This is a genomic window from Luteibacter jiangsuensis (assembly GCF_011742555.1).
GTDB lineage: Bacteria > Pseudomonadota > Gammaproteobacteria > Xanthomonadales > Rhodanobacteraceae > Luteibacter > Luteibacter jiangsuensis.
In genome coordinates, this window is record NZ_JAAQQR010000001.1 from 187,740 (window position 1) to 213,520 (window position 25,781).

20 protein-coding genes are annotated in these 25,781 nt (G+C 65.6%); 10 read left to right on the forward strand and 10 right to left on the reverse strand.

The window, feature by feature from the left end:
* Positions 1-36 precede the first annotated feature (36 nt).
* Positions 37-1,767 (forward strand): MOSC and FAD-binding oxidoreductase domain-containing protein, encoded by a 1,731-nt coding sequence (locus HBF26_RS00790; RefSeq protein WP_167122117.1) that lies wholly within the window; start codon positions 37-39, stop codon positions 1,765-1,767.
* Between the two features lie 95 nt (positions 1,768-1,862).
* Entirely contained in the window at positions 1,863-4,478 is a 2,616-nt protein-coding gene (locus HBF26_RS00795) for a bifunctional diguanylate cyclase/phosphodiesterase (RefSeq protein ID WP_167122119.1), read from the forward strand.
* 9 nt (positions 4,479-4,487) lie between these two features.
* Here HBF26_RS00795 and HBF26_RS00800 read toward each other — a convergent pair whose 3' ends face one another.
* The 4 genes from HBF26_RS00800 to HBF26_RS00815 all read right to left on the reverse strand — a co-directional run bounded on the left by HBF26_RS00800 (position 4,488) and on the right by HBF26_RS00815 (position 7,244).
* The gene (locus HBF26_RS00800) at positions 4,488-4,787 is read right to left on the reverse strand and encodes a DUF3247 family protein (RefSeq protein ID WP_240151152.1); all 300 of its coding nucleotides are present in this window, start codon (positions 4,785-4,787) and stop codon (positions 4,488-4,490) included.
* A gap of 251 nt (positions 4,788-5,038) precedes the next feature.
* Entirely contained in the window at positions 5,039-5,452 is a 414-nt protein-coding gene (locus HBF26_RS00805; protein WP_167122123.1) for a hypothetical protein, read from the reverse strand.
* A gap of 10 nt (positions 5,453-5,462) precedes the next feature.
* A complete protein-coding gene (locus HBF26_RS00810; protein WP_338039608.1) occupies positions 5,463-6,575 on the reverse strand; it encodes a zinc-dependent alcohol dehydrogenase in 1,113 nt (370 codons plus the stop codon).
* Positions 6,576-6,734: 159 nt separating this feature from the next.
* On the reverse strand, positions 6,735-7,244 hold the full coding sequence (locus tag HBF26_RS00815; protein ID WP_167122127.1) for a ferritin-like domain-containing protein: 510 nt from the start codon (positions 7,242-7,244) through the stop codon (positions 6,735-6,737).
* Positions 7,245-7,450: 206 nt separating this feature from the next.
* On the opposite strand from HBF26_RS00815, the gene HBF26_RS00820 reads away from it, so the two are divergent.
* Positions 7,451-8,344: a manganese catalase family protein gene (locus tag HBF26_RS00820; RefSeq protein ID WP_167122129.1), complete on the forward strand. Its 894-nt coding sequence runs from the start codon at positions 7,451-7,453 to the stop codon at positions 8,342-8,344.
* Positions 8,345-8,446: 102 nt separating this feature from the next.
* Here HBF26_RS00820 and HBF26_RS00825 read toward each other — a convergent pair whose 3' ends face one another.
* Both HBF26_RS00825 and HBF26_RS00830 read right to left on the reverse strand, forming a co-directional pair.
* A complete protein-coding gene (locus tag HBF26_RS00825; protein WP_167122131.1) occupies positions 8,447-9,994 on the reverse strand; it encodes a lactate dehydrogenase in 1,548 nt (515 codons plus the stop codon).
* 77 nt (positions 9,995-10,071) lie between these two features.
* Positions 10,072-10,521, reverse strand: a complete 450-nt coding sequence (locus HBF26_RS00830) for a nuclear transport factor 2 family protein (RefSeq protein ID WP_167122133.1) — start codon at positions 10,519-10,521, stop codon at positions 10,072-10,074.
* Between the two features lie 163 nt (positions 10,522-10,684).
* On the opposite strand from HBF26_RS00830, the gene HBF26_RS00835 reads away from it, so the two are divergent.
* The 3 genes from HBF26_RS00835 to HBF26_RS00845 all read left to right on the forward strand — a co-directional run bounded on the left by HBF26_RS00835 (position 10,685) and on the right by HBF26_RS00845 (position 15,259).
* Positions 10,685-11,068 carry a TraR/DksA family transcriptional regulator gene (locus HBF26_RS00835; protein WP_167122135.1) on the forward strand — a complete coding sequence of 128 codons (384 nt, stop codon included), beginning with the start codon at positions 10,685-10,687 and terminating at the stop codon, positions 11,066-11,068.
* 275 nt (positions 11,069-11,343) lie between these two features.
* Positions 11,344-12,165 carry an alpha/beta fold hydrolase gene (locus tag HBF26_RS00840; protein ID WP_193569750.1) on the forward strand — a complete coding sequence of 274 codons (822 nt, stop codon included), beginning with the start codon at positions 11,344-11,346 and terminating at the stop codon, positions 12,163-12,165.
* Between the two features lie 190 nt (positions 12,166-12,355).
* A complete protein-coding gene (locus HBF26_RS00845) occupies positions 12,356-15,259 on the forward strand; it encodes a TonB-dependent receptor (RefSeq protein WP_167122139.1) in 2,904 nt (967 codons plus the stop codon).
* A 186-nt stretch (positions 15,260-15,445) separates the two neighbouring features.
* On the opposite strand, the gene HBF26_RS00850 is transcribed toward HBF26_RS00845, so the two are convergent.
* Positions 15,446-15,913 (reverse strand): DUF1203 domain-containing protein, encoded by a 468-nt coding sequence (locus HBF26_RS00850; protein ID WP_167122142.1) that lies wholly within the window; start codon positions 15,911-15,913, stop codon positions 15,446-15,448.
* A gap of 177 nt (positions 15,914-16,090) precedes the next feature.
* Here HBF26_RS00850 and HBF26_RS00855 point away from each other — a divergent pair, with 177 nt between their 5' ends.
* Complete coding sequence (locus tag HBF26_RS00855; protein WP_167122144.1) at positions 16,091-17,389, forward strand: NAD(P)/FAD-dependent oxidoreductase; 1,299 nt, start codon at positions 16,091-16,093, stop codon at positions 17,387-17,389.
* A 100-nt stretch (positions 17,390-17,489) separates the two neighbouring features.
* On the opposite strand, the gene HBF26_RS00860 is transcribed toward HBF26_RS00855, so the two are convergent.
* From HBF26_RS00860 to HBF26_RS00870, 3 genes are all read right to left on the reverse strand, one after another.
* On the reverse strand, positions 17,490-18,353 hold the full coding sequence (locus HBF26_RS00860) for an aldo/keto reductase (RefSeq protein WP_167122147.1): 864 nt from the start codon (positions 18,351-18,353) through the stop codon (positions 17,490-17,492).
* A gap of 109 nt (positions 18,354-18,462) precedes the next feature.
* On the reverse strand, positions 18,463-20,751 hold the full coding sequence (locus HBF26_RS00865) for an ATP-binding protein (protein WP_167122149.1): 2,289 nt from the start codon (positions 20,749-20,751) through the stop codon (positions 18,463-18,465).
* Positions 20,748-21,398 carry a response regulator gene (locus HBF26_RS00870; protein ID WP_193569724.1) on the reverse strand — a complete coding sequence of 217 codons (651 nt, stop codon included), beginning with the start codon at positions 21,396-21,398 and terminating at the stop codon, positions 20,748-20,750. Before HBF26_RS00870 ends, HBF26_RS00865 begins: the two co-directional genes overlap by 4 nt.
* Positions 21,399-21,749: 351 nt before the next feature.
* Here HBF26_RS00870 and tviB point away from each other — a divergent pair, with 351 nt between their 5' ends.
* From tviB to HBF26_RS00885, 3 genes are read left to right on the forward strand one after another with little or no spacing between them, the layout of a single operon-like run.
* Complete coding sequence (tviB, locus tag HBF26_RS00875) at positions 21,750-23,018, forward strand: Vi polysaccharide biosynthesis UDP-N-acetylglucosamine C-6 dehydrogenase TviB (protein ID WP_240151176.1); 1,269 nt, start codon at positions 21,750-21,752, stop codon at positions 23,016-23,018.
* Between the two features lie 14 nt (positions 23,019-23,032).
* Entirely contained in the window at positions 23,033-24,043 is a 1,011-nt protein-coding gene (locus tag HBF26_RS00880; RefSeq protein ID WP_167122152.1) for an NAD-dependent epimerase, read from the forward strand.
* A 33-nt stretch (positions 24,044-24,076) separates the two neighbouring features.
* Positions 24,077-25,735, forward strand: a complete 1,659-nt coding sequence (locus HBF26_RS00885) for a GMC oxidoreductase (RefSeq protein ID WP_167122155.1) — start codon at positions 24,077-24,079, stop codon at positions 25,733-25,735.
* The last annotated feature ends 46 nt before the right edge of the window (positions 25,736-25,781 follow it).

A 25,781-nucleotide genomic window follows, 5' to 3' on the forward strand; every position in this document is an offset into this window, starting at 1 on the left:
CCGGCGGGCTATCCTGCAAACCAGCGGAGAGACGACATGGCAAGCGTGCTTTCGGTCAACGTCGGGTTGCCACGCGAGGTGGCATGGGAAGGCCGGATCGTTCGTACCGGCATCTTCAAGTCTCCGGTGGAAGGCCGGGTCATGGCCCGCACGCTCAACATCGACGGCGACGGCCAGGCGGATACCGCGGGCCATGGTGGCCCCAACCGCGCCGTGATGGTCTATCAGATCGAGTCGTACCGCTATTGGGAGGCCTTCCTCGGGCGTCCGCCGCTGGAGTACGGCCGGTTCGGCGAAAACCTCACCATCGAGGGACTGCCGGACAACGAGGTTCGCATCGGCGATCGCTACCGGATCGGTGGCGCGCTGTTCGAAGTCACCCAGCCACGGGTCACCTGCTATCGGGTGGGCATCCGCATGGAGCATCCGCAGATGGCGTCGCTGCTGGTGGCGCACCGTCGTCCCGGCTTCTATTTCAAGGTGCTGGAAGAAGGCGAGATCGGCGCCGGCGACCCTATCGAGCGCGTGTCGCGGGGGCCGGAGGACCTGACGGTCGCCGACGTGGACGCGCTGCTTTACCTTCCCGGCCATTCCCGCGATACCCTGGAACGCGCCCTGCGCATCCCGGCGCTGAGTCCGGGCTGGAAGCAGTCGTTCGCAAAAATGCTGGAAGACGAGGGCCGCCCCAAGGGCGCGGCAAGGAGCCAACCGGCGTGGAGCGGCTACCGGCCATTCACCGTGCAGAGCGTGCATCGCGAAAACGACGCCGTTCGATCGTTCGTGCTCGTGCCCGAGGATGGTTCGCTGCTGCCCCCGGCCTTGCCGGGGCAGTTCCTGGCGTTGCGTATCGATCGGGGAGACGGGCAATCGCCCGTCCTGCGCAGTTATTCCATCTCCGGCTGCGTACCGGGACAAAACTTTCGCATCAGCGTCAAACGGGGGAACGGCGAAGGTAGCCGCTTCCTCCACGAACACGTGGCGGCCGGTCAACGCGTGGAAGCGAGCGCACCACGCGGCGATTTCACCCTGATGGCGAACGGCTCGCCCGTGGTGCTGATCAGTGCGGGCATCGGTATCACGCCACTCCTCCCCATGCTCGGCGCACTGGCGGCGGAATCCACGCCCCGGACGGTCTGGTGGATTCACTGCACGCGCAGCGTCGCCGACGACGTGTTCCGGGACGAAGTGCGCAGTGCGCTGGCGAAGCTGCCCGCAGCGCGCGAGTGGTCGTTCTACAGCCGGCCCGACGTTGGCGACGTGGAAGGCCGCGACTATATGGTGGGCGGCAGGATCGACGGCTCGCGTCTTGCGGCCATGGGCTTGCCACCCGACGCGCACTACTACCTTTGCGGACCGCAGGCCTTCATGCGGCAGACGATGGCGGACCTGGGCCGGCTCGGCGTGGACGCCTCCCACATCCACAGCGAGACATTCGGCGCGGAAGCCTCTCTGACTCCCGGCACGGCCGGGCCCGGGGACCAACCACCCCATCCGCCTGAGGAAGCAGGCACCGGTCCGACGGTCACGTTCACTCGCAGCGGCCTCAGCGTGGCCTGGGACCCGCGCTACGGCTCGCTGCTTGAGCTTGCGGAGGCATGCGACGTGCCGGTTCGCTGGTCGTGCCGGACCGGCGTCTGTCATACCTGCCAGTGCGGGCTTGTCGAAGGCGCGGTCGCCTACGCGCCCGACCCGCTCCTGCCGCCGCCGGAAGGGGATGTACTCATCTGTTGCACGACGCCGCGAGGGCCGCTGTCGCTCGACTTGTGATTTCACATTCCCGTGACGGCCCGCGACTTGCCGACGGGCAGGCAGGTTGCTAGTTTCGATCCAGGTGAGTCCCTTACCGCCCTCCGCGAGCGCCCATGGCCGAAGCAGCACATTATCGTTCCGCGCGGCTGGTCCGCATGGTCGGTGGTGTGCTCGCACTCGTCCTCGCCGTCGGTCTGGCGCTGGTCCTGGACACGGACTACGAACGGCGCGTCGAGACGGCACGCGTGCAGACCAAGGCATTCGCCGACAGTGGCCAGCACCTGCTCGGTGAACACCTGGGTGTCGTGCAACGGGCCATGGAAGGCGTTGCATCCGACAGCGCCGAATTCGTCGCCACCGTACCCGACCGCGCGCGGGCACTGATATCCGAGAACATGGCGGGGGTCGCCAGGCGGCAGAAGAATGAGATCGCCGATCTCCTGTTCGTGGACGGAAACGGCAAGGCGATCACCCCCGGCGAGGGCGACCCCACGCTGCCTGCCTGGGTACACGACGCAGAGAACCATGAAAACCTCCGCCTGGGCCCGCTGGAATCGAGGCGCGGACAATGGCTGTTGCCGATCGCCGTACCTGCCGGGGACAACCGCTGGGTGCTCGCTCGCCTCCGGCAAACCCAGTTGCAGGTCATCGTGGAACACGTGCACGCGGGCACCGGCGGCGTGGCGGCCATTACCGATCGCTACGGGAAGATTGTCGCGCGCACCGGCCATTCGCCGGGAGCCGTCGGAGAATCCGCCGACGGCCTGTTCGAACCGTTCGGCCCCGCCAACAGCCGCAGGGTGACCCACACCGACGGCGTGAATCGCATGGTGGCGGTCAGCGGTCCGGAGAAATATCCCCTATGGATAACCGTGGGCGTCGCCACCTCCGCCGTCCTCAGTCCATGGTATCGCTTCGCCTTTTTCGGCATCTGTCTCTACCTCGTGTATTGCGTCGGCTTTGCCTACCTGTACCGCCGCGTGGCGGCCAGCGAACGAGCGCAGATCCGCGAATTGAACGAACGGCTGCAGATCCAGTCGCAGCTGGCCGATGCGGAGCGACGTTTCCGTCTGGCCTTCGACAAGAATCCCCTGCCTTACTGGGTGTTCGATACCAAGACCCTGGCGTTCCTCGAGGTGAACGAGGCCGCCGTTCGCAACTATGGATATTCGCGAGACGAATTCCTCTCAATGCGCATCACCGACATCCGGTCTTTGCAGGACGCGCGGATCCTGGAACGGCTTTTTCAGGCGCCCGATCGGAGCGAGGATGTCGAACCGGACACGGTCTGGGTGCACCGTCGCAAGGATGGCACCACCCTCGACGTACGTGTGCACGCCGCGAGCATCGATTTCGACGGACACGCGGCGCGACTCGTGCTGGCCGAGGACATCACCGAGCGGCTGCGTTCGGAACGTGCCCTTACCTATCGCGCCACCCACGACGTCATCACCGGACTTCCCAACACGGAGGCAATGGTCGAATACCTTGACCACGGCATCGGCGAGCAAGCATGGTATGAGCTCGTCTATATCCATCTCCGCGGCATCGACCAGGTAAGCGACACGTTCGGTCTGGAAGTCGGGCGCAACGTGCTGCGGCAGGTTGCCGCGCGATTCGCCGCCATCGGCACTGCGCACGGCATGGTGGCCCATCGTCCCGGCGAGCGATTCCTGGTCGCGATCGTCGATCCGGACCGACGCGACGACGTCGTCGCGAAGCTGCTGGCGGTGGTCAACGAACCAGTGGCCGTCAACGATACCTTCCACACGCTCGACCCGCAGTTGGGTACTGCCTCGCATCCACTGGACGGACGCCGTGCCGGACAGGTGATTGCCAGCGCAGCGCTGGCGGCACATGCCCGCACACACGCACCGGAGCCTATCCAGGTGTTCGAGCCAGCCATGGCCGAACGTGCCATGGGGCGCCTGACGATGGCCTCGCGCATGCGCCAGGCCATCGATTCGGGTGAGTTGACGATGCACTTCCAGCCCATCGTGGACGCCCCCACCGGCGAGATATGCAAGCTGGAAGCACTCGTTCGCTGGTGCCAGCCCGACGGCACCCAGGTCCCGCCGGCAGTGTTCATCCCGCTCTGCGAAAAAGCTGGCCTGGTCCTGCCACTCGGCCGCTGGACACTGGACTCCGTCGCGAAGGCCTGCCTGGAGTTGGCCGGGGCCGGCCACGGGGAACTGCCCGTAGCCCTGAACGTATCGGCGGTGCAGTTCCAGCGTGGTGACGTGGCGGCCCAGGTACGCGCCGTGGTGAACGCATACCACCTGTCCGCGCATGCGTTGCAGGTGGAACTCACCGAGAGCAGCCTGATGGATCAGGAGCGTGCGGTACCCGCGTTACGAGCGCTGCGTGCACAAGGCACGCATGTGTCACTGGACGACTTCGGTACCGGGTTCTCGAGCATGAGCTACCTGCGCGACCTGCCGATCGATTCGCTGAAGATCGACAGATCGTTCGTGGTGGGCGTCGACACCGACGAGCGTGCGGCATCGATCTGCCGCTCGATCATCGTGCTCGCACACACCCTCGGCATGACCGTGGTCGCCGAGGGCGTGGAGAGCGAGAGCCAGTACAGCTGGCTGAGCCGTAACGGATGTGATCAGATCCAGGGATATCACGTGGCGCAACCGATGCCGCTGCCCTCCCTGCTTGCGTATCTCGCCACACGCCCGCCGGCGCGGCCGGCGCATTCGCGCGCCGCCGATACGGGCTGAAGGTTTGCCTTACGCTTTCGTGGCGCCCATCGTCACCGAATCGAGATGCTCGACGCGCACGATGTCGCCCAGCCATACCACCCCGCTCCATCCTGGCTGCTGAGGGTCTTCGAGTTTCACCGTGCCGTTGATGCCTTCGACGTCGTTCGCATCCTTGAAGACCTGGATGGTCGGCGTAACCATCACCACGCCCTCCACCGGCGGATCCCCCGCCACATGTATGCGAACCCGTGCATTGGTCGCCAGTTCTTCCACCCAGCGTTCCAGTCGGGCGACATCCTCGGGATCGGTGAATACCTTACTTGCCATGCGGCCCATGGTCCGGTTCCTCTGCGAGTGCCGTAGCAGAGCCCACGCCGAGGAAATGCCGGGCGCGGACCTCCATAACGGCATCGCATGCTAGGCGTGCATCCGTCATGCACCGAGCTCGATCGTGTGAATACGGTGACGACATCCGGCGTGGCTGCCCATTAAGCAATGTGAAGAGCATTGACGTGGACGTGGGTTAGTTGCACGCTCGAATCGACATGATGACGTGCGAATCGCACTCGCGGGTTGAGTCAGTCGCCGGCGCGCCGCAGCAGCCACGCGGCGGCAAGCGCGGCCCCCGCGATCATGACGGCCGAACGCGCGCGCGGCGACCGCCGCGCATCCGAGGCGAGACTCTCCACGACATCCACGCGATCCGCGAAGAGCAGCATCAGCCAGTGACGAAGGTCGTTCTCACTGTGGCGAAAGGCCCTGCGCCGGATCCAACCGCTGACGCCGCGCGGTGGCACGCTGGTGCCGAACACGGGCGGCCGCCTGAAGTGCTCCGTGGACTGGAGGATCTCCACGTCCGAGATCTGTGGCTCGGGATCGCCCCAATGCACGCCATCGAGGCGCGGGGGTCTGCGCTCCATCGGCACGGCGGGACGGTTGGCCCGGTCGAGGTCCGCGCCCCACCCGGGAATACGGTCTTGTGGTCGATTCATGGCGAATACCTCAGATGGCGGTCGAGGAAGGGCTGTCGGCGCCCGGCGGTATGAGGACGGTCTTGATGCACTGATCCTGCTTGCGCGAGAACATCTCGTAGGCGTCGCTCACCTCTTCGAGCGGCACGCGGTGCGTGATGATGGCGCGCGGATCGAGCCTGCCTTCCTGGATGTGCTCTATCAGCCGCGGCAAGTGTCGCTTCACGCTCGCCTGGTTCATCCGGAGCGTGAGGCCCTTGTTGAGTGCATTGCCGATCGGCACGGCGTTGAAGGTGGGCCCGTAGACACCCACGATGGAGACGTTGCCGCCCTTGCGAACCGAGTTGATGGCCCAATGCAGCACCGTGGCGGCGCCCGCCTGGAGCTTCATCATCACGCCGGTGAGGTGCTGCATCACGCTGCCGGCTGCTTCGCAGCCCACCGCATCGATGCAGACATCGGCGCCGAGGCCGTCGGTCATCCTCTTGATATGAATGGCCATGTCGCCTACGGAGCGGAAGTTCACGGTTTCACACTGCGCATAGCGTCGGACGAAGTCCAGGCGGTACTCCACGTGGTCGACCACGATCACCCGCCCCGCTCCCATGAGCCAGGCACAGCGCGCGGCGATGATGCCGATCGGACCCGCGCCGAAGATGACGACCGTGTCATTTTCCCGAATGTCGCCCATTTCGGCGGCCTGGTAACCTGTAGGAACCACATCCGTCAGCAGAACGGCGTCTTCAATGTGCATGCCGGGCGGGATGACCGTCGGCCCGATGTCGGCAAAGGGGACGCGAACGTACTCCGCCTGGCCACCGTCATAGCCCCCCGTGGTGTGCGAATAGCCATAGATGCCCCCAGCCGCAGTGGCTTCCGGGTTTACGTTGTGGCAATTGCTGTAGAGCTCGCGCTGGCAGAAATAGCATGTGCCGCAGAAGATGTTGAACGGGACGAGCACCCTGTCCCCGACCTTCAGATTGCGGACGTCCGATCCGACATCCACCACTTCGCCCACGAACTCGTGGCCGAAGATAGAGCCCACGCGGGTGTCGGGCACAAGGCCATGATAGAGGTGCAGGTCCGACCCGCAGATGCACGAACGCAGCACTTTGACAACCGCGTCGAGCGGATGTTCGATCACAGGATCGGGAACGTGGCGCGCGCTGACCCGATAGGGCCGGCGATAAGTAGTCGCTAGCATGGCGTTCTCCCGTGACTATGGGTGTCCCTCGTCCTTCGCATGCAGCCGTGCACGAACGAGAGGATGTGCGGTGACGTGGGCGCGCCGGAACGTATGCGATCAGCGCTTGGCTTCGACGTCTGGGGTTGCATCGCGAACCAGGAACTCCTCGGTCAGCTGCGGCAGATGCTCCAGCACCCACTTCGCCATGGCCTGCTCCTGGGGGAGGATCTGCTCGCACACCCGCTTCGTCTCCTCGTCGCCCGCTGTCTCGGCTGCGGCGATGAGAGCGGTATACATGGCGATCTCAAGGTTCTCGAACACGTAGCTCGCCATCGCGCCTTTCACGATCTCATCGGAATTCACCATTCCGCCGGCCGCCTGTCCGAAGGCGGCGACCTTGCCCATCATGTCTTTCATGACCGACGGCTTGCCGCCGTGACGTTCGATGCACTGGCGAAGGAGTTCCTGCTGGCCGAGCGTTTCCTGCAGATGCTCCTCGATACGCTGCTTCACCACGGGGTAATGCTCGATGCGGCTGGCCTGCGCCTTGAGCATCTGCTCCGCCTGTTGCTCCATGGCGTGGGCGTCGCGCAGCCAGTCAAGGAGGTTCTCGCGCATGTCGGCCATCTTTGTGCTCCTTCGGTTGGGGGTCGGGGAGCGCCCATGCTTCAGGAACGGACGTGCAGTGCGTAGCCACGCTGTGTGACGGAAGCATGATGTGACGGGAAGGACTTCACGTGAGTGCAGTGCGTCGTCACTAACGATGCCCACTGCCTGCACCCCGGCTCTGTCCATCATGGCGAACACGCAAGCCACGAGGAGCACAGCCAGCGATGTTCAATCACAACAAGCGACTCCAATACACCGTCCGTGTCAGTGAATCCAATCCCGGTCTGGCCAACCTCATGCTGGAGCAGTTCGGCGGTCCGCAAGGGGAACTGGCTGCGGCCATGCGCTATTTCACGCAGGCGCTTGCCGAGGAGGATCCGGGCCGGAAAGACATGCTTCTGGATATCGCGACCGAGGAGTTGAGCCACCTGGAGGTCATCGGGTCCATCATCGCGATGCTGAACCGCGGAGCGAAAGGCATGCTCGCCGAGACCGTCGACCAGCAGGCCGACATGTACCGGGCCCTGCAAGGCGCGGGTAACGACAGCCACGTGACCCAGGTGCTCTACGGCGGTGGCCCGGCGCTCGTCAATTCCGCCGGCGTTCCCTGGAGCGGTGGATATGTGGACACCATCGGCGAGCCGACGGCCGACCTGCGTTCCAACATCGCCGCCGAGGCGCGCGCCAAGATCGTGTACGAGCGCCTGATCAACGTCACCGAAGATCCGGGTGTCCGGGACGCGCTCAACTTTCTCATGACGCGCGAGATCGCGCACCAGAAGTCGTTCGAGAAAGCGTTGTACTCTATGGACAAGAGCTTCCCGCCGGGCAAGCTCCCAGGCGACCCGCGCTTCACCGACACCTATGTCAACACGTCGCGAGGCGAAGGCGATCGCACCGGACCGTGGTGCGAGGGCAAGGGATTCAGCGAGGTCATCGTGCCCACGGAGGACAGCGTACCTGTGGATGGCGGCGACGGCCACGCCGACGTCAAACTGTCGCGCGGCGAGAAGGCGGCCGTCGACGCGTTCGCCGCCCGAGGCAAGTCCGATCCGAAGCGAGACCCTGTCACGGGCGCGGATCTGGGCACACTGCAACAGGAAGAAACCAGGAAGTAAAAAGATGGGGCCGCGAAAGCGGCCCCATCCACCATGTCCCTCAGTGAATGGGCGGCTATGGGGCCACGCGGCACGAACGATCGTCCGGCCGGCGTGAGGCGATCAAGCCTTCACGCCGTGAAGCCTCGACGGGTCGGCTTCCAGACCGACGGTGGCATGCACGGCAGCCAATGCCTGGTCGCGCGACGCCTGCTTTTGCCGCGTTGGTGGGCTTGCTTCGTCGTCCAATGGGCGAAGCAGGGCAAGCAGGTCGCGGGTTTCCGATGCGCGACGGGGAACCGTGGTCTGCTCCACCAGCCTGGCCATCACGTACCTGGAACGTTCCGTCGTCTGGCTGGCGGAGCGGGTGATGCTCGCTTTCGCAAGCCGGCCCTTGTCATAAGCAATGTCGGTCTGGCTATCGGCGACGTCTTCGACGTGCGTGTAGACATAGTTCTGCGACTTCGGGTCCAGCGTCAGCATCAGGGCGCTGTCCGCACTGAGCGGCGAGTGGTAGCTGGCGCTCAGTTGCGAGTGCACGTTCTGGGAAATACTCCGATCGAGCGCGCCGTTTCCGCCGATGCGTGTTTCCTGGGACACCGAGTAGGCGAAACCGTCCTTCTCGGAGGGCTTCAAGGGATTCGGCGCGCTCGCGGCCTGTACGATCGACGCATGGAAGTCGGGCAGCCCCGTGAGCACCGAGGCTTGCACGGCGGAAAGCGCGCCGGCCATTGGCACGAGGCCCGAAGACGAACCATCCGGCGGTGCCGTCAGTTGACCGAAGGCGCTCTTGAACATTGCCATGAAGGTTCTGTCGCCCTGCCCGCGTACCGCCGCGGCATCGAACTGCCGAAGGTATCCCGCCAACGCCTCGGCACGCTGCGCGCGGTTGCCGAGGATGGCTGTTGCACCGACGTCGACGGTCATGTCGATGGTTCCGCTCTCGCCGCTCAGCGTGAGGCTGCGCGTCGCGGCATCGGCGTGGAATACGAGGTTGGTGGGTGTATGGCCCGCCTGCGCCGAGCGCACGGTGACGTCGACCGAGGACAGCACGGCGGTGTCGAAGCCCGTCAATCCTTCGAGGTCGACGCGGGGCGGTGTCGACACCGCGCCATCGAGCGCCTTCTGGAACGCATCGGCAAGCTTTCCCACGGCTGCACGCTCGGCGTCGTCGAGGGCGGCGCTGCCGTGAATGCCGACCGCAAGGCTGCCATCCTCGGTAGTCATGTCCAGCACCACCGATTTTCCGCCGGCTGTCCGTATGCTCAGCGTGGTGGTGGCCTGCGCACCATTACCGGGCGCCGCGAGGGGCCCGCTCAGGCGCACGCTCTGGGAGAAGTCGCTACCGTCCGTCGCGAACCGGTCCAGCAGCGACTTGCCGAGGCCATCGAAACGACCGCTCAGCGAAGCGGCCGTGTAGCGACTCGCCATGATGGAAGAGATCGCGTCCTGGGACGGCGTCTGCCACACGGGTGTCGATGCCGGCGGAAATGCGTACGTCGGCGAAGGTTCGGGCGCAGCGAGCGCGCTCAGCGTAAGCACCACCGAGGCGGGAGCGGTCGCCGTGTCCGGCGCTGCATGGGCGGAAACGGACGGGGCCCGGGCTACGGACGGCGGCAATACCTCGAGGAACAGGGCGCCCGCCGTGACCATACCTGCTTGTCCGATCATGCCCCGAAGTTCCCGTCGTTCCGTGGGTCGCCCCTATCGCCCCTGTGACGGCCCGAGGCGCGGAAACTTGAGCACCCTCAGTGGCCGCAATCGTCGCGGCTGTTGTCCGCGATACCGGCGATCAGCCAGCGGCCGTCCATCTTCACCAGGTGCACGAGATCGGTGCCGCAGTGCTTCACCTTGCCGTTCACCAGGAATTCGTACGGCGTCCAGACCATGGCCAGGTCGCCGTCGACGCGCACCAGCGAATCGTGGATACGCTCCTCGATGGCGTCCTTGCCCGGCTTGATGCGATCGATGAACTCCCCCAGCGTCATCCGCACCACCTTGCCCTTGCGCAGCAACGCCACACTTCCCTCGGGCTGGACAGTTGCCCGCATCGCACCCTGGTCGTACTTCGCCATGCCGTCGAACATCGCCTGCACCGGGGCCAGCACGGCGGCCTGTTCCGGTGTCGAGGCGAACGCGGGCGCCACGGCGCCGGACAAGGCCGTGGCTACGATGACGGCGAAGGAACGGGCTTTCATGCGGATACCCCTGGGGCGCGGTGGCGTTCCGCCATCCTAGCCGCGGCTCGGCGCCCCACGCCATGGTACTTCCGGCATCCCGGGCGACACCGCAGGCGCCGCCGAATTCGACAAGCCGGGGGCGCGGCCGCCTGCTATACCGATCATTTCCCAGGAGAACCTCATGGCAACCACGTCTCTCGATCACGACTTCCTGTCCCGCCAGAAGCAACGGCTCCTCGATCTGCGCCGGCAACTGGTGGCTGTCGGCGATGCCGCCGGTGCCGACGAGCAGGCGCTCCAGGCGGCTGCCGGCGGAGAACCGCAGGACGCCGGCGACGACGGCGAGCGTTTCGCCCAGCAGGAAAACGACGAAGCCTTGCTCGGCCACAACGAGCGCCGCCTGGCTGCCGTGGACCGCGCACTGGAGAAGATCGACGAGGGCACTTACGGTATCTCGGACGGGAACGGCGAAGCCATTCCGCGCGCACGTCTCGAGGCCGTGCCCGAGAGCTGCTACACGGTGGAGGAAGCCGCCGATCAGGAGCGCATCGATCGCACTCGTTGACGCTACCGGCACCCGCGCTCCGCAATCGTCCAAAAACGAGGGCATGCGCGTCCTATCCGCTCCTGGCGGCAACGCCTAAAAAGGACGAGGGCCACCAAGGAGACACACCCGTGACCGACTCACCCGAACCGGCACTCGACCCGGCGCGCCGCAACTTCGTCATCGGCGCCGGCGTCCTCGCCGCAGGCGCATTGACAGGTATCGGAACCCTCGCCGCCAGCACCGCGGCCACCGCCGCCCCCGCTTCAAACACCACCGGAAAGAAGGAAAACACGATGCCGTTCATCACGACCAAAGACGGAACCCAGATCTTCTACAAGGACTGGGGCAAGGGCCAGCCGATCGTATTCCACCACGGCTGGCCGCTCAGCGCGGACGACTGGGATGCGCAGATGATGTTCTTCCTCAATGCGGGCTTCCGCGTCATCGCGCACGATCGTCGTGGACACGGCCGTTCCACCCAGACCGACACCGGCAACGACATGGACACCTACGCCGCCGACGTTGCCGCGCTGACGGAACATCTCGACCTGAAGAATGCCGTCCATATCGGCCACTCCACGGGCGGCGGCGAAGTGGCGCGCTACGTGGCGCGGCATGGCAAGGGCCGCGTCGCCAAGGCCGTGCTCGTGAGCGCCGTGCCGCCGATCATGGTGAAGAGCGCCGCCAACCCGGGCGGCCTCGACATCTCCGTGTTCGACGGCTTCCGCAAGCAGCTCGCGGCCAACCGCGCGCAGTTCTATCGCGAGGTGCCGATTCCGTTCTACGGCTACAACCGCCCCGGCAAGACGCCCAACGAGGGCACCGTGGGCAACTGGTGGCGCCAGGGCATGATCGGCGGCATCAAGGCGCACTACGACTGCATCAAGGCGTTCTCGGAGACCGACTTCACCGAAGACCTGAAGCAGATCGACGTGCCCACGCTGGTGATGCACGGCGACGACGACCAGATCGTGCCTTTTGCCGATTCTGCGCCGTTGTCGGTGAAGCTGCTGAAGAAGGGCGAGCTCAAGGTGTACAAGGGCTACCCGCACGGCATGCTGACGATTCACGCCGACGAGCTGAACAAGGATCTGCTGGCCTTCATCAAGGCCTGATGCTTCAGCGACAACCGTGGGAAGCGCGCTCGCGCGCTTCCCACATCTTCATGCGTTCATATCCACCCGGCAGCTGAACGGGTGCCTCGCATTCTGTTGCGACGCAGGATGACAGTTGGGTGTCGCTCCCCCATCCTCCCGCCGCAAGGGCGCCGCGGGGGCGCCGCAAGAACTTGCGGGGAAAAATCGAATGATTCGTCGCCACCTGCCGCGCGGCTTTGCCGTGCCTGCTTTCCGTGCGAAACCGCTTTCCATGGCCTGCGCCGCCGCGGTTTCCTTCGCTTGCAGCGCGACATGGGCACAGGAACAGCCCCCGCAGGACACCTCCGGCAACGCACCCGCGACACCTGCGGCCACCGCCCAGAAGCCGAAGCGCAACGCGAACCCCGATGCCGTGAGCAACCTCGATGCCGTGGTCGTCACCGGCATCCAGGGAAGCATCCAGAACGCGATCAAGGCAAAACAGAACTCCGACAACATCATCGAAGCCATCTCCGCGGAAGACATCGGCAAGCTGCCCGACAGCAGCATCGCCGAGAGCCTGGCGCGCCTGTCCGGTCTTGCCACGCAGCGCGTCGATGGCCGCGCCAACCAGATTTCCATTCGCGGCCTGTCGCCCGACTTCGCCGGCACCACGTTGAACGGCCGGGAGCAGGCCACCATCGGCGAGAACCGCGGCGTCGATTTCGACCAGTATCCATCCGAGCTGATCAGCGGAGCGGCGGTGTACAAGACGCCGGACGCCAGCCTCATCGGCCAGGGCCTTTCCGGCACCGTGGACCTGCACACGATCAGGCCACTCGACCTACCCAAGCGAGCGATCGCCGCCAACCTTCGTGGAGAAAACAACTCCCACGGCAGTCTGAACCACGGCACGGGCGTCGGCGACACAGGCCATCGCGCCAGCTTCTCGTACATCGACCAGTTCTTCGACCACACGCTCGGCCTGGCGGTCGGTTTCGCGCAACTCGATTCGCCGGTGCAGGAGAAGCAGTACCAGGCCTGGTGGTGGAACCTCAATAACGGGTCGGAAGGTGCGGAGAACCACTGGGGTGCGCCGCATACGCCGGGCATGCCAGATAACGTGCTGTCGCAGCAGGGCATGCAACTGCGCGCGAAGTCGGAAAACCAGCTGCGAAACGGCCTGATGACCGTGCTGGAATGGGCGCCCGACGATCACTACCACTCCACGCTGGACCTCTACTACTCCACGTTCGACCAGAAGACGTATCTGAACGGTGCGCAGTGGTCGAGCAGTTCGTACGACAACGTGTCGTACTCGAACGTAGGCTACGTCCCGGCTCTGCCCTATCCCATCGTCACCACCGGGCACATCGACGGCCTGCAATCCGTTTTGCAGAACGAATACACCAAGGAAAAGGATCGCCTGTTCTCCGCGGGCTGGAACAACCAGTACGACTTCGGCAACGGTTGGGCAATCAACGCCGATGCCTCGTATTCCAGCGCGAGGAAGCGCCTGCACGACGCCTATCTGTTCGCCGGCCTGCCCGGCCAGGCCACGTCGTCCACAGACTTCGCGACTCCGAAGCACGAAGGTTTTCCCGACTTCACACCGGGCGTGAATTTCGCGGACCCGACGGCGATCTTCTTCACCGATCCGAACGACTACGGCTACAACGGCCGCGAGGAATTCGACAAGCAGAAGGACACGATCAAGGCCTTCCGCCTCGAAGTCACCCATCCCGTGGGCTGGATATTTTCCGATGCCACGCTGGGCGTGAATTACTCCGACCGCCGGAAGACGAAAGAGGCCAACGTGTTCTTCGCCTGGCTGAACGGTAACGGATCCACCATCGACACCTACGTGCCCGGTTTCGCGGCGCCCATCGATCCGTCCTTCCTGCGCGGCACCACCGATCTCAGTTACGGCGGCATTCCGGGCATCGTCAACTACGACGTGCTCGGCGCATTGGCAAACCAGTTCTACCTCACGCAACGTAATGGCCAAGCCGACTGGAGCCGCAACTACACGGTGAGGGAGAAGGTTCCGGTCGCCTATCTGAAGTTCAACATCGACACCACGATGGGCGACATACCGCTGCGAGGCAACGTCGGCGTGCAGGCCGTGCGCACGGACCAGTCGTCGGTGGCGCTGCAGACCAACGGCGATGAGCTGGTCGGCCGCATTTCCGACGGTACAAAGTACACCAAGGTGTTACCGAGCCTGAATCTCGTGGCCGAGATCGCGGACAAGCAATACCTGCGATTCGGTCTCGCCAAGACGATGGCGCGCGGCCGCATCGACGACGAGAAGGTGGCGACCTCGGCGGGCGTTGCGCTGGTGAACGACGGCCCGGCCGCAGGCCAGGTGCTGTGGTCCGGCAGCGGCGGCAACCCGAAGCTGAAGCCCTATATCGCGGTTGGCGCGGATCTGTCGTGGGAAAAGTACTTCGGCACGGCCAGCTATGTGGCGGCCGCGGTGTTCAACAAGAACCTGCTGAACTACATCTACAATCAAACCACGCTCGACTACGACTTCTCCAAGTACACGAACGACAATCCCACGTTGACGCCCACCAGCACGCGCGGTTCGTTCACGCGGCCCGAGAACGGCACCGGCGGCAAGATGCAGGGCCTGGAGCTGTCCGGTGCGCTCGAACTCGGCCTGCTCACCCGTGCGCTGGACGGCTTCGGCGTGCAGGCGAACTTCTCGCTCACCAACAGCACGCTACCGGTCAGCGCCGTTTCCACCATTCCCGGCAGCCCGTCCACCCTGCCCGGTCTGTCTCGGAAGGTTGCCAACCTTGCCCTGTATTACGAGAAATACGGCTGGTCGGTGCGCATCGCGGAGCGCTACCGCTCGTCGTTCACCGGCGAGGCTGTCGCGTTGTTCGACCAACTGGGCTACACCAAGGTGCTGGCGGACCGGCAGACGGACTTCCAGCTGGGCTATGCCTTCGAGCACGGCGCATGGAACGGGCTGTCCGTGCTGCTCCAGGTGAACAACCTGACGAACTCGCCCATGAAGACCCAGCAGATCGCGGCCCTGCCGAACAGCGTGAAAGTGGCGCGGCCGCTGGAGTACGACAAGTTCGGCCGCACGGTGATGTTCGGGGTGAATTACAAGCTGTAACCGCCCTCCGGAGGTGAACAAGCCCAGCAGGGCACCTCCACCTGGCAGCAGACTTCCTCGTCCACCTGGACGAGGAAGCCCTTGCCCTGGCATAGGGGACAGACGGCCGTTTCGTCGGCAGCTGGCATCGCGTGGCCCTCGTGACGTGAGACGCCACCGTTATACGCCGCGGCCGCGCCGGAAGCACTACGCCCGGTCGACGCGCGCCGCGTAGCAACCGTAGCCGGCGTAATGCGCGTGCAGGTAGCTCACCTGCTCCATCGCGAACAGCTGCTCGATGGCGTGGGTCAGCTGTTCGCCGTGCACCACCCTTGCGTCGGCAATATGGTGGTTGCGATCGAAGCCGCGCAGGGAGATGGTGCGCACACGCAGCGGTTCCGGCACCTCGTCGATCGCGTCGTAGGCCACGGTGGCCCCTTCGCGCACGAAGATCGCGTGGCTTGAACGAAACGGCGTGTCCGCCGGTTGATGCATGTAGTTGAGCAGCAACAGGCACTCGCCGCGCCGCGCGTTGCGCAATTCGATGCGCTCGGGGAAGCCCGTGTCGTCCGACGCCCGCATGCGAACGATGCGGCGAGCCTGCAACGACGCTTCGTCGAGACCGTAAAGCGGGACAAAGGGCGCGGGATCGAGACCGGTAATGCGAAAGGACATGGCTGGCTCTTCGTTCGGGGATGGGACGTATCCTCCGCTCCGCCGTCCGGCGCGGCCATCCGGTTCTTGCGCACGCATGTGCGTCCTGACCGCGTCTTGTCGATTCATGCACTCGTGCCTTCGCGACGCGGCAACGATCGCAACGGTATGCTGCCCCGACGATATGGGAGATGACGCATGACTATCCCGAAAGATCCCGGCGCGCATACCGTCGCGATCGTCGGCGGCGGAGCCGCCGGCATCGAACTGGCTACGAGGCTCGGCAGGCGGCGAGACCTGGACGTGGTGCTGGTGGACAGAGACGCCAGCCATTTCTGGAAGCCGCGGCTGCACGAGCTCGCTGCCGGCCTGCTGGGCGACGGCGAGGAAGCCGTCTCGTATCTCGCGCATGGACAGGCGCACGGGTATCGATATGAACCCGGCGCTCTCGTGCGCGTCGATGCGGACGCCCATCGCATCGCACTGGACGAGGTGCGGATGCCGCTTACGGACGAGGCCATCCTGCCACCGCGGTCGCTGCACTACGACACGCTGGTGCTCGCCATCGGGAGCCGGGTGAACGACTTCGGCACACCGGGCGTGCTCGACTACTGCGACATGCTCGACAGTCCGGCGCAGGCCATCGCGCTGCGGCGCAAGATCCTTGCGCTGGCCTTGCGCACCGCAGGCGATCCGGCTCGCCGCATTCGCATCGGCATCGTGGGCGCCGGCGCCACGGGCGTGGAACTGGCCGCCGAGCTGCATCACGCATTCAACGACATGCACCGCTATGGGGGTTTGGCGGGCGCGTCGCGGCTCGACATCACGCTCATGGACATGGCCCCTCGCGTCCTCCCGGCCGTGGACCCGCGGACCTCGGCCTCGGCGGAACGCATCCTCGAAGGCATGGGCGTGCACGTGCGGGTGGGCGTCGGCGTCGATGCCGTCACGTCAGAGGCCTTCCATCTGTCCGATGGCGACACCGTGCCTTGCGACATACGCGTTTGGGCCGCAGGCGTCACGGGACATGATGTCGTCGCCGGCCTCGGACCGTTCGAGCTTTCGCGGGATCGCAGGATCGTCGTGGACGAATACCTGAAGGCCCGCGGGGTGCCTGACGTCTATGCCATGGGCGATTGCGCGTTCGCGGCGGCTCCCCATGGCACCAGCGTGCCGCCTACCGCGCAGGCTGCGCACCAGCAGGCGAACTACCTGGCCGACGCCCTGCCGAAGGCGATTCACGGCCACCCGGCAAGACCTTTCGTGTATCGCCCGAAGGGAACGCTCGTATCGCTCGGCGAATACAAGGCCACCGGCGAATTGCCGGTGGCGGAAAAGCGCGCGCCCATTCCGATGCGCGGCTGGCTGGCAAAACTCGTCTACGTCTCGTTGCAGCACATGCATCGCGTGGCGCTGCACGGCTGGGCGAGGGCGAACGCCCTCTGGCTGGCCGACTGGCTCCGCGACACCACGCTGCCGCCGGTAAAGCTGCATTGAGCCCCTGTGGGAGCCGCTTCAGCGGCGATGGGTGATCGCGGCAAGCTAGCCGGCTGCCGCGGGATCGCCGGCGTAGCCGGCTCCCACAAAGAGCTTGGTCTTACTTCTTCACCGCGTGCTCGAGCGCCTCGAAGTCTTCCTGCGACAGTTCCAGCGAAGCACCCTTGATGTTTTCTTCCAGATGATCCGCGCTGCCGGTACCCGGAATGGGCAGCATCACGGGGGAGCGCTTCAGAAGCCACGCCAGGGCAACCTGCCCGTCCGTCGCGCCGAGCTTCTTCGCGATGGACGAAAGCACCGATCCTTCCTTCGCCAGCTCGCCCGCCGCGAGCGGGAACCAGGGGATGAAGCCGATGCCATGCTCCGTGCAGTAGTCCAGCACGGCCTCGCTCTGCCGGTTGCCGAGGTTGTACAGGTTCTGGACCGTGACGACCTTGAAGAATTTCGCCGCGGCCTGGATTTCCTCCACGTTCACCTCGGACAGGCCGACATGGCGGATCAGGCCTTCGTTCTGCATGTCACGGATCACGCCGAACTGCTCGTCGCGCGGTACCTTCGCGTCGATACGGTGGAGCTGCCAGAGATCGATACGGTCGACGCCGAGGCGGCGCAGGCTCATCAGCACGCACTGGCGCAGGTACTCGGGCCGCCCTACCGGCGCCCAGATATCCGGGCCATGGCGGGTCAGTCCGCCCTTGGTCGCGATCACCATGCCCTTATAGGGATGGAGCACCTCGCGAATGAGGTCCTCACTGACGAAGGGGCCGTAACTATCGGCCGTGTCGATCAGGTTCACGCCGAGGGCCGGCAGTTTCTCCAGCGTCTGGCGCGCCGCCCTCGGATCGGCCGGGTCGCCCCAGATTCCCTTCCCGGTGATGCGCATGGCGCCGAACCCAAGGCGATTGACCTCGAGGTCGCCGCCGATCCTGAACGTGCCGCTGGCCGCTGCGTTGATACTGCTCATGGACTTGCTCCCGTGGGATGGATGAAGGGTGTCATGCACACATTGGGATGGACCCGACGGTCTAAACCCCCCAGAGGCAAGCTTCGAAAATAATCGCGACGGCGTCTTGTCAAAGATGCTCGTCGATCCTGCCGAGCAACTCGTCGATGTCCCCGCGGGCGACGGGCCGGGCAAGAAGCAGCGCTTCCACCTGTTCCACGTCCCGCGCCACCGTCGTCGCCCCGAGCATGAGCGCCGCACCCTTCAGGCGATGGGCGACGTGCAGGGCGCGTTCGGGTGCGGCTTCCTGAAGGGCCGCGCGAATGGCCACGAGGTCGAGCCGGGCTTCGTCGCGGAAGGCCCGCTCCGCGATCGAGGTGCCGGGCGCCCCGGCGATGGCATCGCGCAAACCGCCGAGGGTCAGGGGCTTGCCCAGAACGGTATCGATACCGCTCTCCTCGCAACGGCGCACGTGCGCTTCCCCGTGGTTCGCCGAGATGGCGATGAAGCGTGTGCGCACCGTGCCGGCGCCGGCCTCGCGCGCGCGCAATTCCGCAGCAATGTCGTAGCCCTGCATGTCAGGCAGCTCGCAGTCGAGCAGAACCCCGGCAAACATGCCCGGTACGAAGGCGTCGATGGCCGCCTGTCCGTGATCCACGGTGTGTGTGTCGTAACCGAGGAACTTCAGCTGCGCCGCGATGATCTGCCGGTTCGCCGGGTGGTCCTCGACAAGGAGGATCGTGCCCTTCGGCTCGGGGACGGCGTCGTCGGATGCTCCGGCGAAATCCTCGGGCGGCGCGACCGGCACGCGGCTGGTCGGAAGCTCGATGCGCACGGCGGTACCGGCGCCGACGTCGCTGCTGAATTCGAGCCGGCCACCGAGGTGGCGCACGATTTCCGCACAGATGCCGAGCCCGAGACCTGTACCGCCCATGCGCCGCGAATGGGTGCCGTGCGCCTGCGAGAACGGTCGGAAGAGTTCGCGCTGTCGCTCCGGCGGCACCCCGATGCCCGTATCGAACACCTCGAGAACGAGGTGGCGCACTTCGTCGGTACCGTCGTTCGCCGTCTGCCAGAGTGCGATGCCCACATGGCCGCGCTCGGTGAACTTCACGGCGTTCGACAGCAGGTTTTCCATCAGCTGGCGCATCCGTGTCTCGTCGAGCAACAGCCATGGCAAGGCACCCATCGGCAAGTCCAGGCGCACGGCCAGGCCCTTGTGCTCGATCGCGGCACGCTGCCCTTCGATCACTTCGCGCGCGACCTCCACGATATCGCACGCCGCGAGGTCGGGCGTAAAACCCTCGCTTTCCGAGCGGCTGTAATCGAGGGCGCTTTTCAGCAGGTTCTGAAGGCTGCGGCTGCTCGACTGCGCGATGGCGATCAGGTCGCGTTGCGCGCCGTCCAGCGAGGTGCGCGAGAGCAGGTCCACCGACGACGCCACGGCATTCACCGCATTGCGCACCTCATGGCTCATCACGGCGAGCAGCATCGTCTTCTGGCGTTCGCCGCGCCTCGAGGCGAGTTGCGCACGCCGCAACTGCCAAATGGCAAACACCAGCACCACGATAAGGGTGAGCCCCAGGCCGATCTCCACCCGATACGCGGAAGCCACCTGGGACAAAGTCGGTGCGCGCAGGTAGGCCGTTTCCAGCCAGCGCTCGATCACCGCGCGGTTATCGTCGGGCCCGATGCTCCGGAGGCTGTCGTCGATGATGGCGAGCAACTCGGGTGCGTCCTTCCGCACCGCGACGCGCACGCTGATCGGCATGTCCGGGACATCGCCGGCGATGCGCAGGCTCAATGCGTAGTCGCGCCGCACGATCGGATGGTAGGCCACGTCGACGCCCACGCCGGCATCGGCAATGCCGCTCTCCACCGCCGCCAGCACCTGGTGGATGTCGGCAAGGGGAAGACGGGTCACCGACGGATGCTCGCGACGCAGCCACGATTCGTAGACACCGCCACCCTTGAACGCGACCACCCGGCCGTCCAGGGCACGCATGTCCAGCGTGGCGGGGCCGACCGTGCGACTGATGATCAGGGTCCGACCTACGTAGAAGGGCTTCGACACGAGTGCGCGATCACCGACGTCGGCCTCCAGCAGCCGATCGCTGAGCGACGGCAGCATGTCGATGCGGCCTTCGTTGAACGCCCTTACCGATTCCTCCCAGGATTTTGTGCGCACGGTGACGAAGCGCAGCCCGGTGTGCCGGGACACCAGTTCGAGGTATTGGCTGACCAGTGGATTGCCCCAGGTGCCGCCCACCTCCGATCCCTGCTGCGGGTCCACGGCGATGCGCAACACGGGATGCGCGGCGATCCAGGCCTTGCGCGCGGCGGTTGCGGCCTCCGGCGTTTCCGTCGCCCCCGCGGCGAAAGCGAGCAGTCCGAAAAGGACGGCGAAGAATCGCCTCACGCCGATCCACCATCCAGCGCGAGAATGTAATCGCGCAGCAGGTACAACTCGTTGTCTGAGGAAATCCGCAGCTTCCGGAAGGCGGCCGACTTCTGCGTGCTGATCGTCTTCAGGCTGCGCCCGGAACGAGTGGCGATCTGCCCCACGGTCAGGCCTTCCAGCAACTGGCGAATCACTTCCCATTCGCGCGGGGACAACGGCACGAGCGCGGGAGGTTCGTCACTCTCCACACCGCGCTGCGGCAGGAAGCCGCGCCCGGTCATGATGGCGTCGATGGCACGGATGACATCGTCCGGTTCCTGGCTCTTGGCCACGAAACCATCCGCGCCAGCCTGTCGCAGGCTGTGGATCACCAGGCCCTGGTCGTGCGCCGAGACCACGAGGATCTTCATCCGGGGGTAGGCCGCGCGCAACTGCTTGATCAGCGCGATGCCGTCGATGTCATCCAGCGCCAGCGAGTAATCGATGATGGCCACGTCGACCGGCATCGTGGCCAGCATGGCGCGGAACGGACGGCTGCTCGAATGGCTGCCGACGATGGTGATGGAGGGGGCTTTTTCGAGGTGCGCGACCAGCCCTTTCAGGACGAGCGCATGGTCGTCCAGCAAGGCCACGCGCACAGAGCCGAGATAGGATCGCGCGGACATGAGTGGACCAGATAGCCGGATATTGCCTGTCGAATGCCTACTTTCGTGGGCGATGCGGACGCACCATATATCGGTGCGCACCCGCTTGTAAATGTCGTCATTCTAGGACTTTGGCAGCTTCCGACTGCACGCTATCGGCCATTCGACCACCTCCGTAAGCCATACAGGCAATCCCGGTCCGTGTTGCTACGCTCTCATCGCCCCGCCAGACGGGGTTTTTCGATGCCGTAAGGGGTGAAAGCGGGCATGGACACAGAAAGCCGCACAGCAGCAGCCGGCACCGTCGGCGTGGCTGAATCCGTAACGAACGCGCGTCCGTGGGACACGCCCGCCGGCCTCCTGGACCGTCCCCTGGACGGTGTCCGTTTGGGCATTGTCGGACTCGGCTATGTGGGGCTGCCCCTGGCGGTCGAGTTCGGCAAGCGTTACGCCACGCTCGGATTCGACATTCGCACCGGCCGCATCGACGAACTGCGCGCCGGCCACGACGCCACGCTGGAAGTGGACGCCGACGAACTGGCCGCGTCCGCGCGCCTTCGCTTTTCGGCCAGCCTCGACGACCTGGCGGCGTGCGACGTCTATATCGTGACGGTGCCGACGCCCATCGACGAGGCGCGCCGGCCGGACCTGACGCCGCTGCTGCGGGCCAGCGAGACGTTGGCGAAAGTGCTCAAGCGCGGCGACGTGGTGGTGTACGAGTCCACCGTCTATCCGGGCTGTACCGAGGAAGTCTGCGTTCCGGTCCTCGAGCGCGGTTCGGGTCTCGTGTTCAACCGCGACTTCTTCGTGGGTTACAGCCCGGAGCGCATCAATCCGGGCGACAAGACCCATCGCGTGAGCAGCATTCTCAAGGTGACCTCGGGCTCCACGCCCGAAGCCGCGGACTTCGTGGACGCCCTGTACCGCTCGGTGATCGGCGCCGGCACCCATCGCGCCAGTTCGCTCAAGGTGGCCGAAGCAGCGAAGGTCATCGAGAACACCCAGCGAGATCTCAACATCGCCCTGGTGAACGACCTGGCCATCCTGTTCAACAAGCTGGGCATCGACACCCTGGAGGTTCTGGAAGCCGCCGGCACCAAGTGGAACTTCCTGCCCTTCCGGCCCGGCCTGGTGGGCGGCCATTGCATCAGCGTCGATCCCTACTACCTCACGCACAAGGCCCAGCAGGTCGGCCATCATCCCGACGTGATCCTCGCCGGACGCCGCACCAACGACAGCATGGGACCGTACATCGCCGGCGAACTGGTGCGGCTGATGGTGCGCAAGGGCATCAACCCCGTGCACGCGCGCGTGCTGGTGCTCGGCCTCGCGTTCAAGGAGAACTGCCCCGACCTGCGTAACACCCGTGTCGTGGACATCGTCGCGGCCCTCGGGGGGTATGGCGTGGCGGTGGACGTGCACGATCCATGGGTGCAGGCCGGCGAGGCACGGCACGAATACGACATCGACCCCGTCGCCGAACCGGCGCGGGGCACGTACGACGCGATCGTCGTGGCCGTGGGCCATCGTGAGTTCGTCACGATGGGCGCCGAAGGTATACGCGCCTTCGGCAAGCCCCTCTCCGTGGTGTACGACGTGAAATACGTGCTGCCCCGCGACGCGGTGGACGGCCGGCTCTGAGCCAAGGCCACGGTATGACGATCCTGGTCACCGGTACCGCGGGCTTCATCGGTTCACACGTGGCCACTCGTCTGCTCGGGCTCGGCGAAGCGGTTGTCGGCCTGGACAACCTTTCCGACTACTACGATGTCGGGCTGAAGGAAGCGCGTCTGGCCCGCCTCCGGGAACTTCCCGGATATACGCATGTGCATGCGGACCTGTCCGATCGCGGCGCCATGGAACAGGCCTTCGCGATACACCGTCCCAAACGCGTGGTGCACCTCGCCGCCCAGGCGGGTGTCCGCTACGCCGCGGAGAACCCCCACATCTATGTATCCAGCAACGTCACCGGCTTCCTGCACGTGCTGGAGGGGTGCCGGAAGCATGCCGTGGAGCACCTGGTGTTCGCGTCCACCAGTTCCGTGTACGGCGCGAACACCCGCATGCCGTTCTCTGAGCACCAGCCGACGGAGCACCCGCTGACGCTCTACGCCGCCACCAAAAAGGCGAACGAACAGATGGCGCACGCGTATGCGCACCTCTACGGGCTGCCGTGCACGGGGCTTCGGTTCTTTACGGTCTACGGTCCGTGGGGCCGCCCGGACATGGCGCTGTTCCTGTTCACCCGGGCCATCCTGGCCGGCGAACCCGTGCGCGTCTTCAACCATGGCCGCCACAAGCGGAGCTTCACCTATGTGGACGACATCGTGGACGGCGTCGTCGGGATCCTCGGACGTGTTCCCTCACCGGACCCCCATTGGTCGGGCGATCGGCCCGACCCAGGCAGCAGCGGCGTCGCTCCCTATCGAATCTACAACATCGGCAACGAGAAACCGGTGGAGCTCCTGCGTTACATCGAAGTGCTGGAAAAGTGCCTCGGCAAGACCGCCCGCCTCGAGATGCTCCCGTTGCAGCCCGGGGACGTGCCGGACACGGAAGCCAACGTATCCGCCCTCGTGCAGGCCACCGGCCACGCGCCGAAAGTGGATGTGCACGAGGGCGTGCCGCGCTTCGTGGACTGGTATCGCAGGTATTACCGTGCATAAGACACCCACCCCCTGCCCGCCCGGAGATCCGCGGTGATCATCGACTACCTCGACCCACATGCCGCCGGCGATTATCGCGCGGACCTGTGCATCGTCGGCGGCGGCCCGGCCGGTATCGCCATCGCGCTTGCATTCGCCGATTCGCCGTTCACCGTCTGCCTGATCGAGGGTGGCGGCGTCTCGGGCGAAGACCGCAGCCAGTCGCTATACGAGGGCGAATCCGCGGGCGATCTGCCACTCGATGCCGGCATGTCGCGCATGCGCGTCCTCGGCGGCAGTTGTACCTTGTGGGGCGGTGGCTGCATTCCGTTCTCCGACGACGACCTCGCGCCTCGCGACTGGGTGCCCGACAGCGGATGGCCGCTGCGTTACGCCGACCTCGCCCCGTGGTACGACAAGGCGCGCGAGTTCTGCCGCATCAGTGCCTTGCCCCAGCCGGGCCACTTCGACGGATCGCCGCCGCGCGCGCCGCTGGACCTCGACCCGGAAGCCCTGGCGAACTTCGTCTTCGCGCGCAGTCCGATCACCTTCGGCGACGCGTATCGAGAGGCATTGCGCCGTTCCGCCAATGTGACCGCACTGCTGCACGCGAACGTGATGGAACTCGACGCGACGGCCGACGCCGCCACGGTCACGGGCGCACGCATCGGCTCCCTCGACGGACGGCGCGGATACGTTCGCGCGCGACACTACGTGCTTGCCGCCGGCGGCATCGAGAACGCGCGCATCATGCTGCTCTCCGACAGCGTCGCACCGGCAGGCCTCGGCAACGACCGCGATCTGGTCGGCCGCTATTTCATGGACCACCCTTGCGGCGCCATCGGCAGCGTGCGTGCGGACGATCCCGACCGCCTCACACGGCCGTACGAACGCACCATCGGCAAAGTACGCGCGCCGCTGTCCCCGGAAATCGGTCTTTCTTTCGAGGCCCAGCGCACGCATCGCAGCCTCAATGCACGAGTCCATCCCTTCGCGGTCGAGGGCCAGGTGCCCCGCGGCATCCGCGCACTGCGCGATGTGCGCGCGGCGCTGCGCCCGCCCCGCCACACCGAAGCGACCCTGCTGGAAGCGCGGATCTGCGCCGCCATGCAGAATGGGCCAACGGGGCCGGCCGTGGCCATGCACCAGAAGTTCGTGCTGAGCGCGATGCGCGTCGGCCTGCACATGGGCGACGTGATGAAAGCGGCAGCGCAGAAGTTCGCCGACCGGCCCACGGTGCGCAGCGACCGGGCCGAACTGGTCGGATTCTTCGAGCAGGCACCGCAGCGCGACAGCCGGGTGCTGCTCGGCGAATCGCGCGACGCCCTGGGCCTGCGCCGCGTGCGGGTCGAATGGCGACTCAACGATCTCGACAGGCATACGTGGCGCACCACGACGGTGATCGCCGGCCAGCGCCTCGCCGCCGCCTGCAACGGCCGTTTCGAGCCCGCGGCCTGGGCCATGGGCGACGCGCCTCCGGAGGTGCACGGTACCGCTCACCATATGGGCACGACACGCATGTCCGTCGATCCCGCCACGGGCGTGGTCGACCCCGACGGAAAAGTGCACGGCATGGCCAACCTGCACGTGGCCGGCAGTTCGGTCTTTCCGACCGGTGGTTGGGCATTTCCGACGTTCACCATCGTGGCGCTCAGCCTGCGTCTGGCCGAACAACTCCGCGCGCTGTTGAGCGAAAGCGCCGGTCTGTTGTAGTGGATCGCCCGCGAGACGGCCATTCGGACTAGCCATGGGCCGTCCG

What these genes read in the sequence shown, in the direction of transcription:
- HBF26_RS00790 (WP_167122117.1), top strand. Translation starts at nt 37, where the DNA reads ATGGCAAGCGTGCTTTCGGTCAACGTCGGGTTGCCACGCGAGGTGGCA.
- HBF26_RS00795 (WP_167122119.1), top strand. Translation starts at nt 1,863, where the DNA reads ATGGCCGAAGCAGCACATTATCGTTCCGCGCGGCTGGTCCGCATGGTC.
- HBF26_RS00800 (WP_240151152.1), bottom strand. Translation starts at nt 4,787, where the DNA reads ATGGCAAGTAAGGTATTCACCGATCCCGAGGATGTCGCCCGACTGGAA.
- HBF26_RS00805 (WP_167122123.1), bottom strand. Translation starts at nt 5,452, where the DNA reads ATGAATCGACCACAAGACCGTATTCCCGGGTGGGGCGCGGACCTCGAC.
- HBF26_RS00815 (WP_167122127.1), bottom strand. Translation starts at nt 7,244, where the DNA reads ATGGCCGACATGCGCGAGAACCTCCTTGACTGGCTGCGCGACGCCCAC.
- HBF26_RS00820 (WP_167122129.1), top strand. Translation starts at nt 7,451, where the DNA reads ATGTTCAATCACAACAAGCGACTCCAATACACCGTCCGTGTCAGTGAA.
- HBF26_RS00825 (WP_167122131.1), bottom strand. Translation starts at nt 9,994, where the DNA reads ATGATCGGACAAGCAGGTATGGTCACGGCGGGCGCCCTGTTCCTCGAG.
- HBF26_RS00830 (WP_167122133.1), bottom strand. Translation starts at nt 10,521, where the DNA reads ATGAAAGCCCGTTCCTTCGCCGTCATCGTAGCCACGGCCTTGTCCGGC.
- HBF26_RS00835 (WP_167122135.1), top strand. Translation starts at nt 10,685, where the DNA reads ATGGCAACCACGTCTCTCGATCACGACTTCCTGTCCCGCCAGAAGCAA.
- HBF26_RS00840 (WP_193569750.1), top strand. Translation starts at nt 11,344, where the DNA reads ATGCCGTTCATCACGACCAAAGACGGAACCCAGATCTTCTACAAGGAC.
- HBF26_RS00845 (WP_167122139.1), top strand. Translation starts at nt 12,356, where the DNA reads ATGATTCGTCGCCACCTGCCGCGCGGCTTTGCCGTGCCTGCTTTCCGT.
- HBF26_RS00850 (WP_167122142.1), bottom strand. Translation starts at nt 15,913, where the DNA reads ATGTCCTTTCGCATTACCGGTCTCGATCCCGCGCCCTTTGTCCCGCTT.
- HBF26_RS00855 (WP_167122144.1), top strand. Translation starts at nt 16,091, where the DNA reads ATGACTATCCCGAAAGATCCCGGCGCGCATACCGTCGCGATCGTCGGC.
- HBF26_RS00860 (WP_167122147.1), bottom strand. Translation starts at nt 18,353, where the DNA reads ATGAGCAGTATCAACGCAGCGGCCAGCGGCACGTTCAGGATCGGCGGC.
- HBF26_RS00870 (WP_193569724.1), bottom strand. Translation starts at nt 21,398, where the DNA reads ATGTCCGCGCGATCCTATCTCGGCTCTGTGCGCGTGGCCTTGCTGGAC.
- HBF26_RS00880 (WP_167122152.1), top strand. Translation starts at nt 23,033, where the DNA reads ATGACGATCCTGGTCACCGGTACCGCGGGCTTCATCGGTTCACACGTG.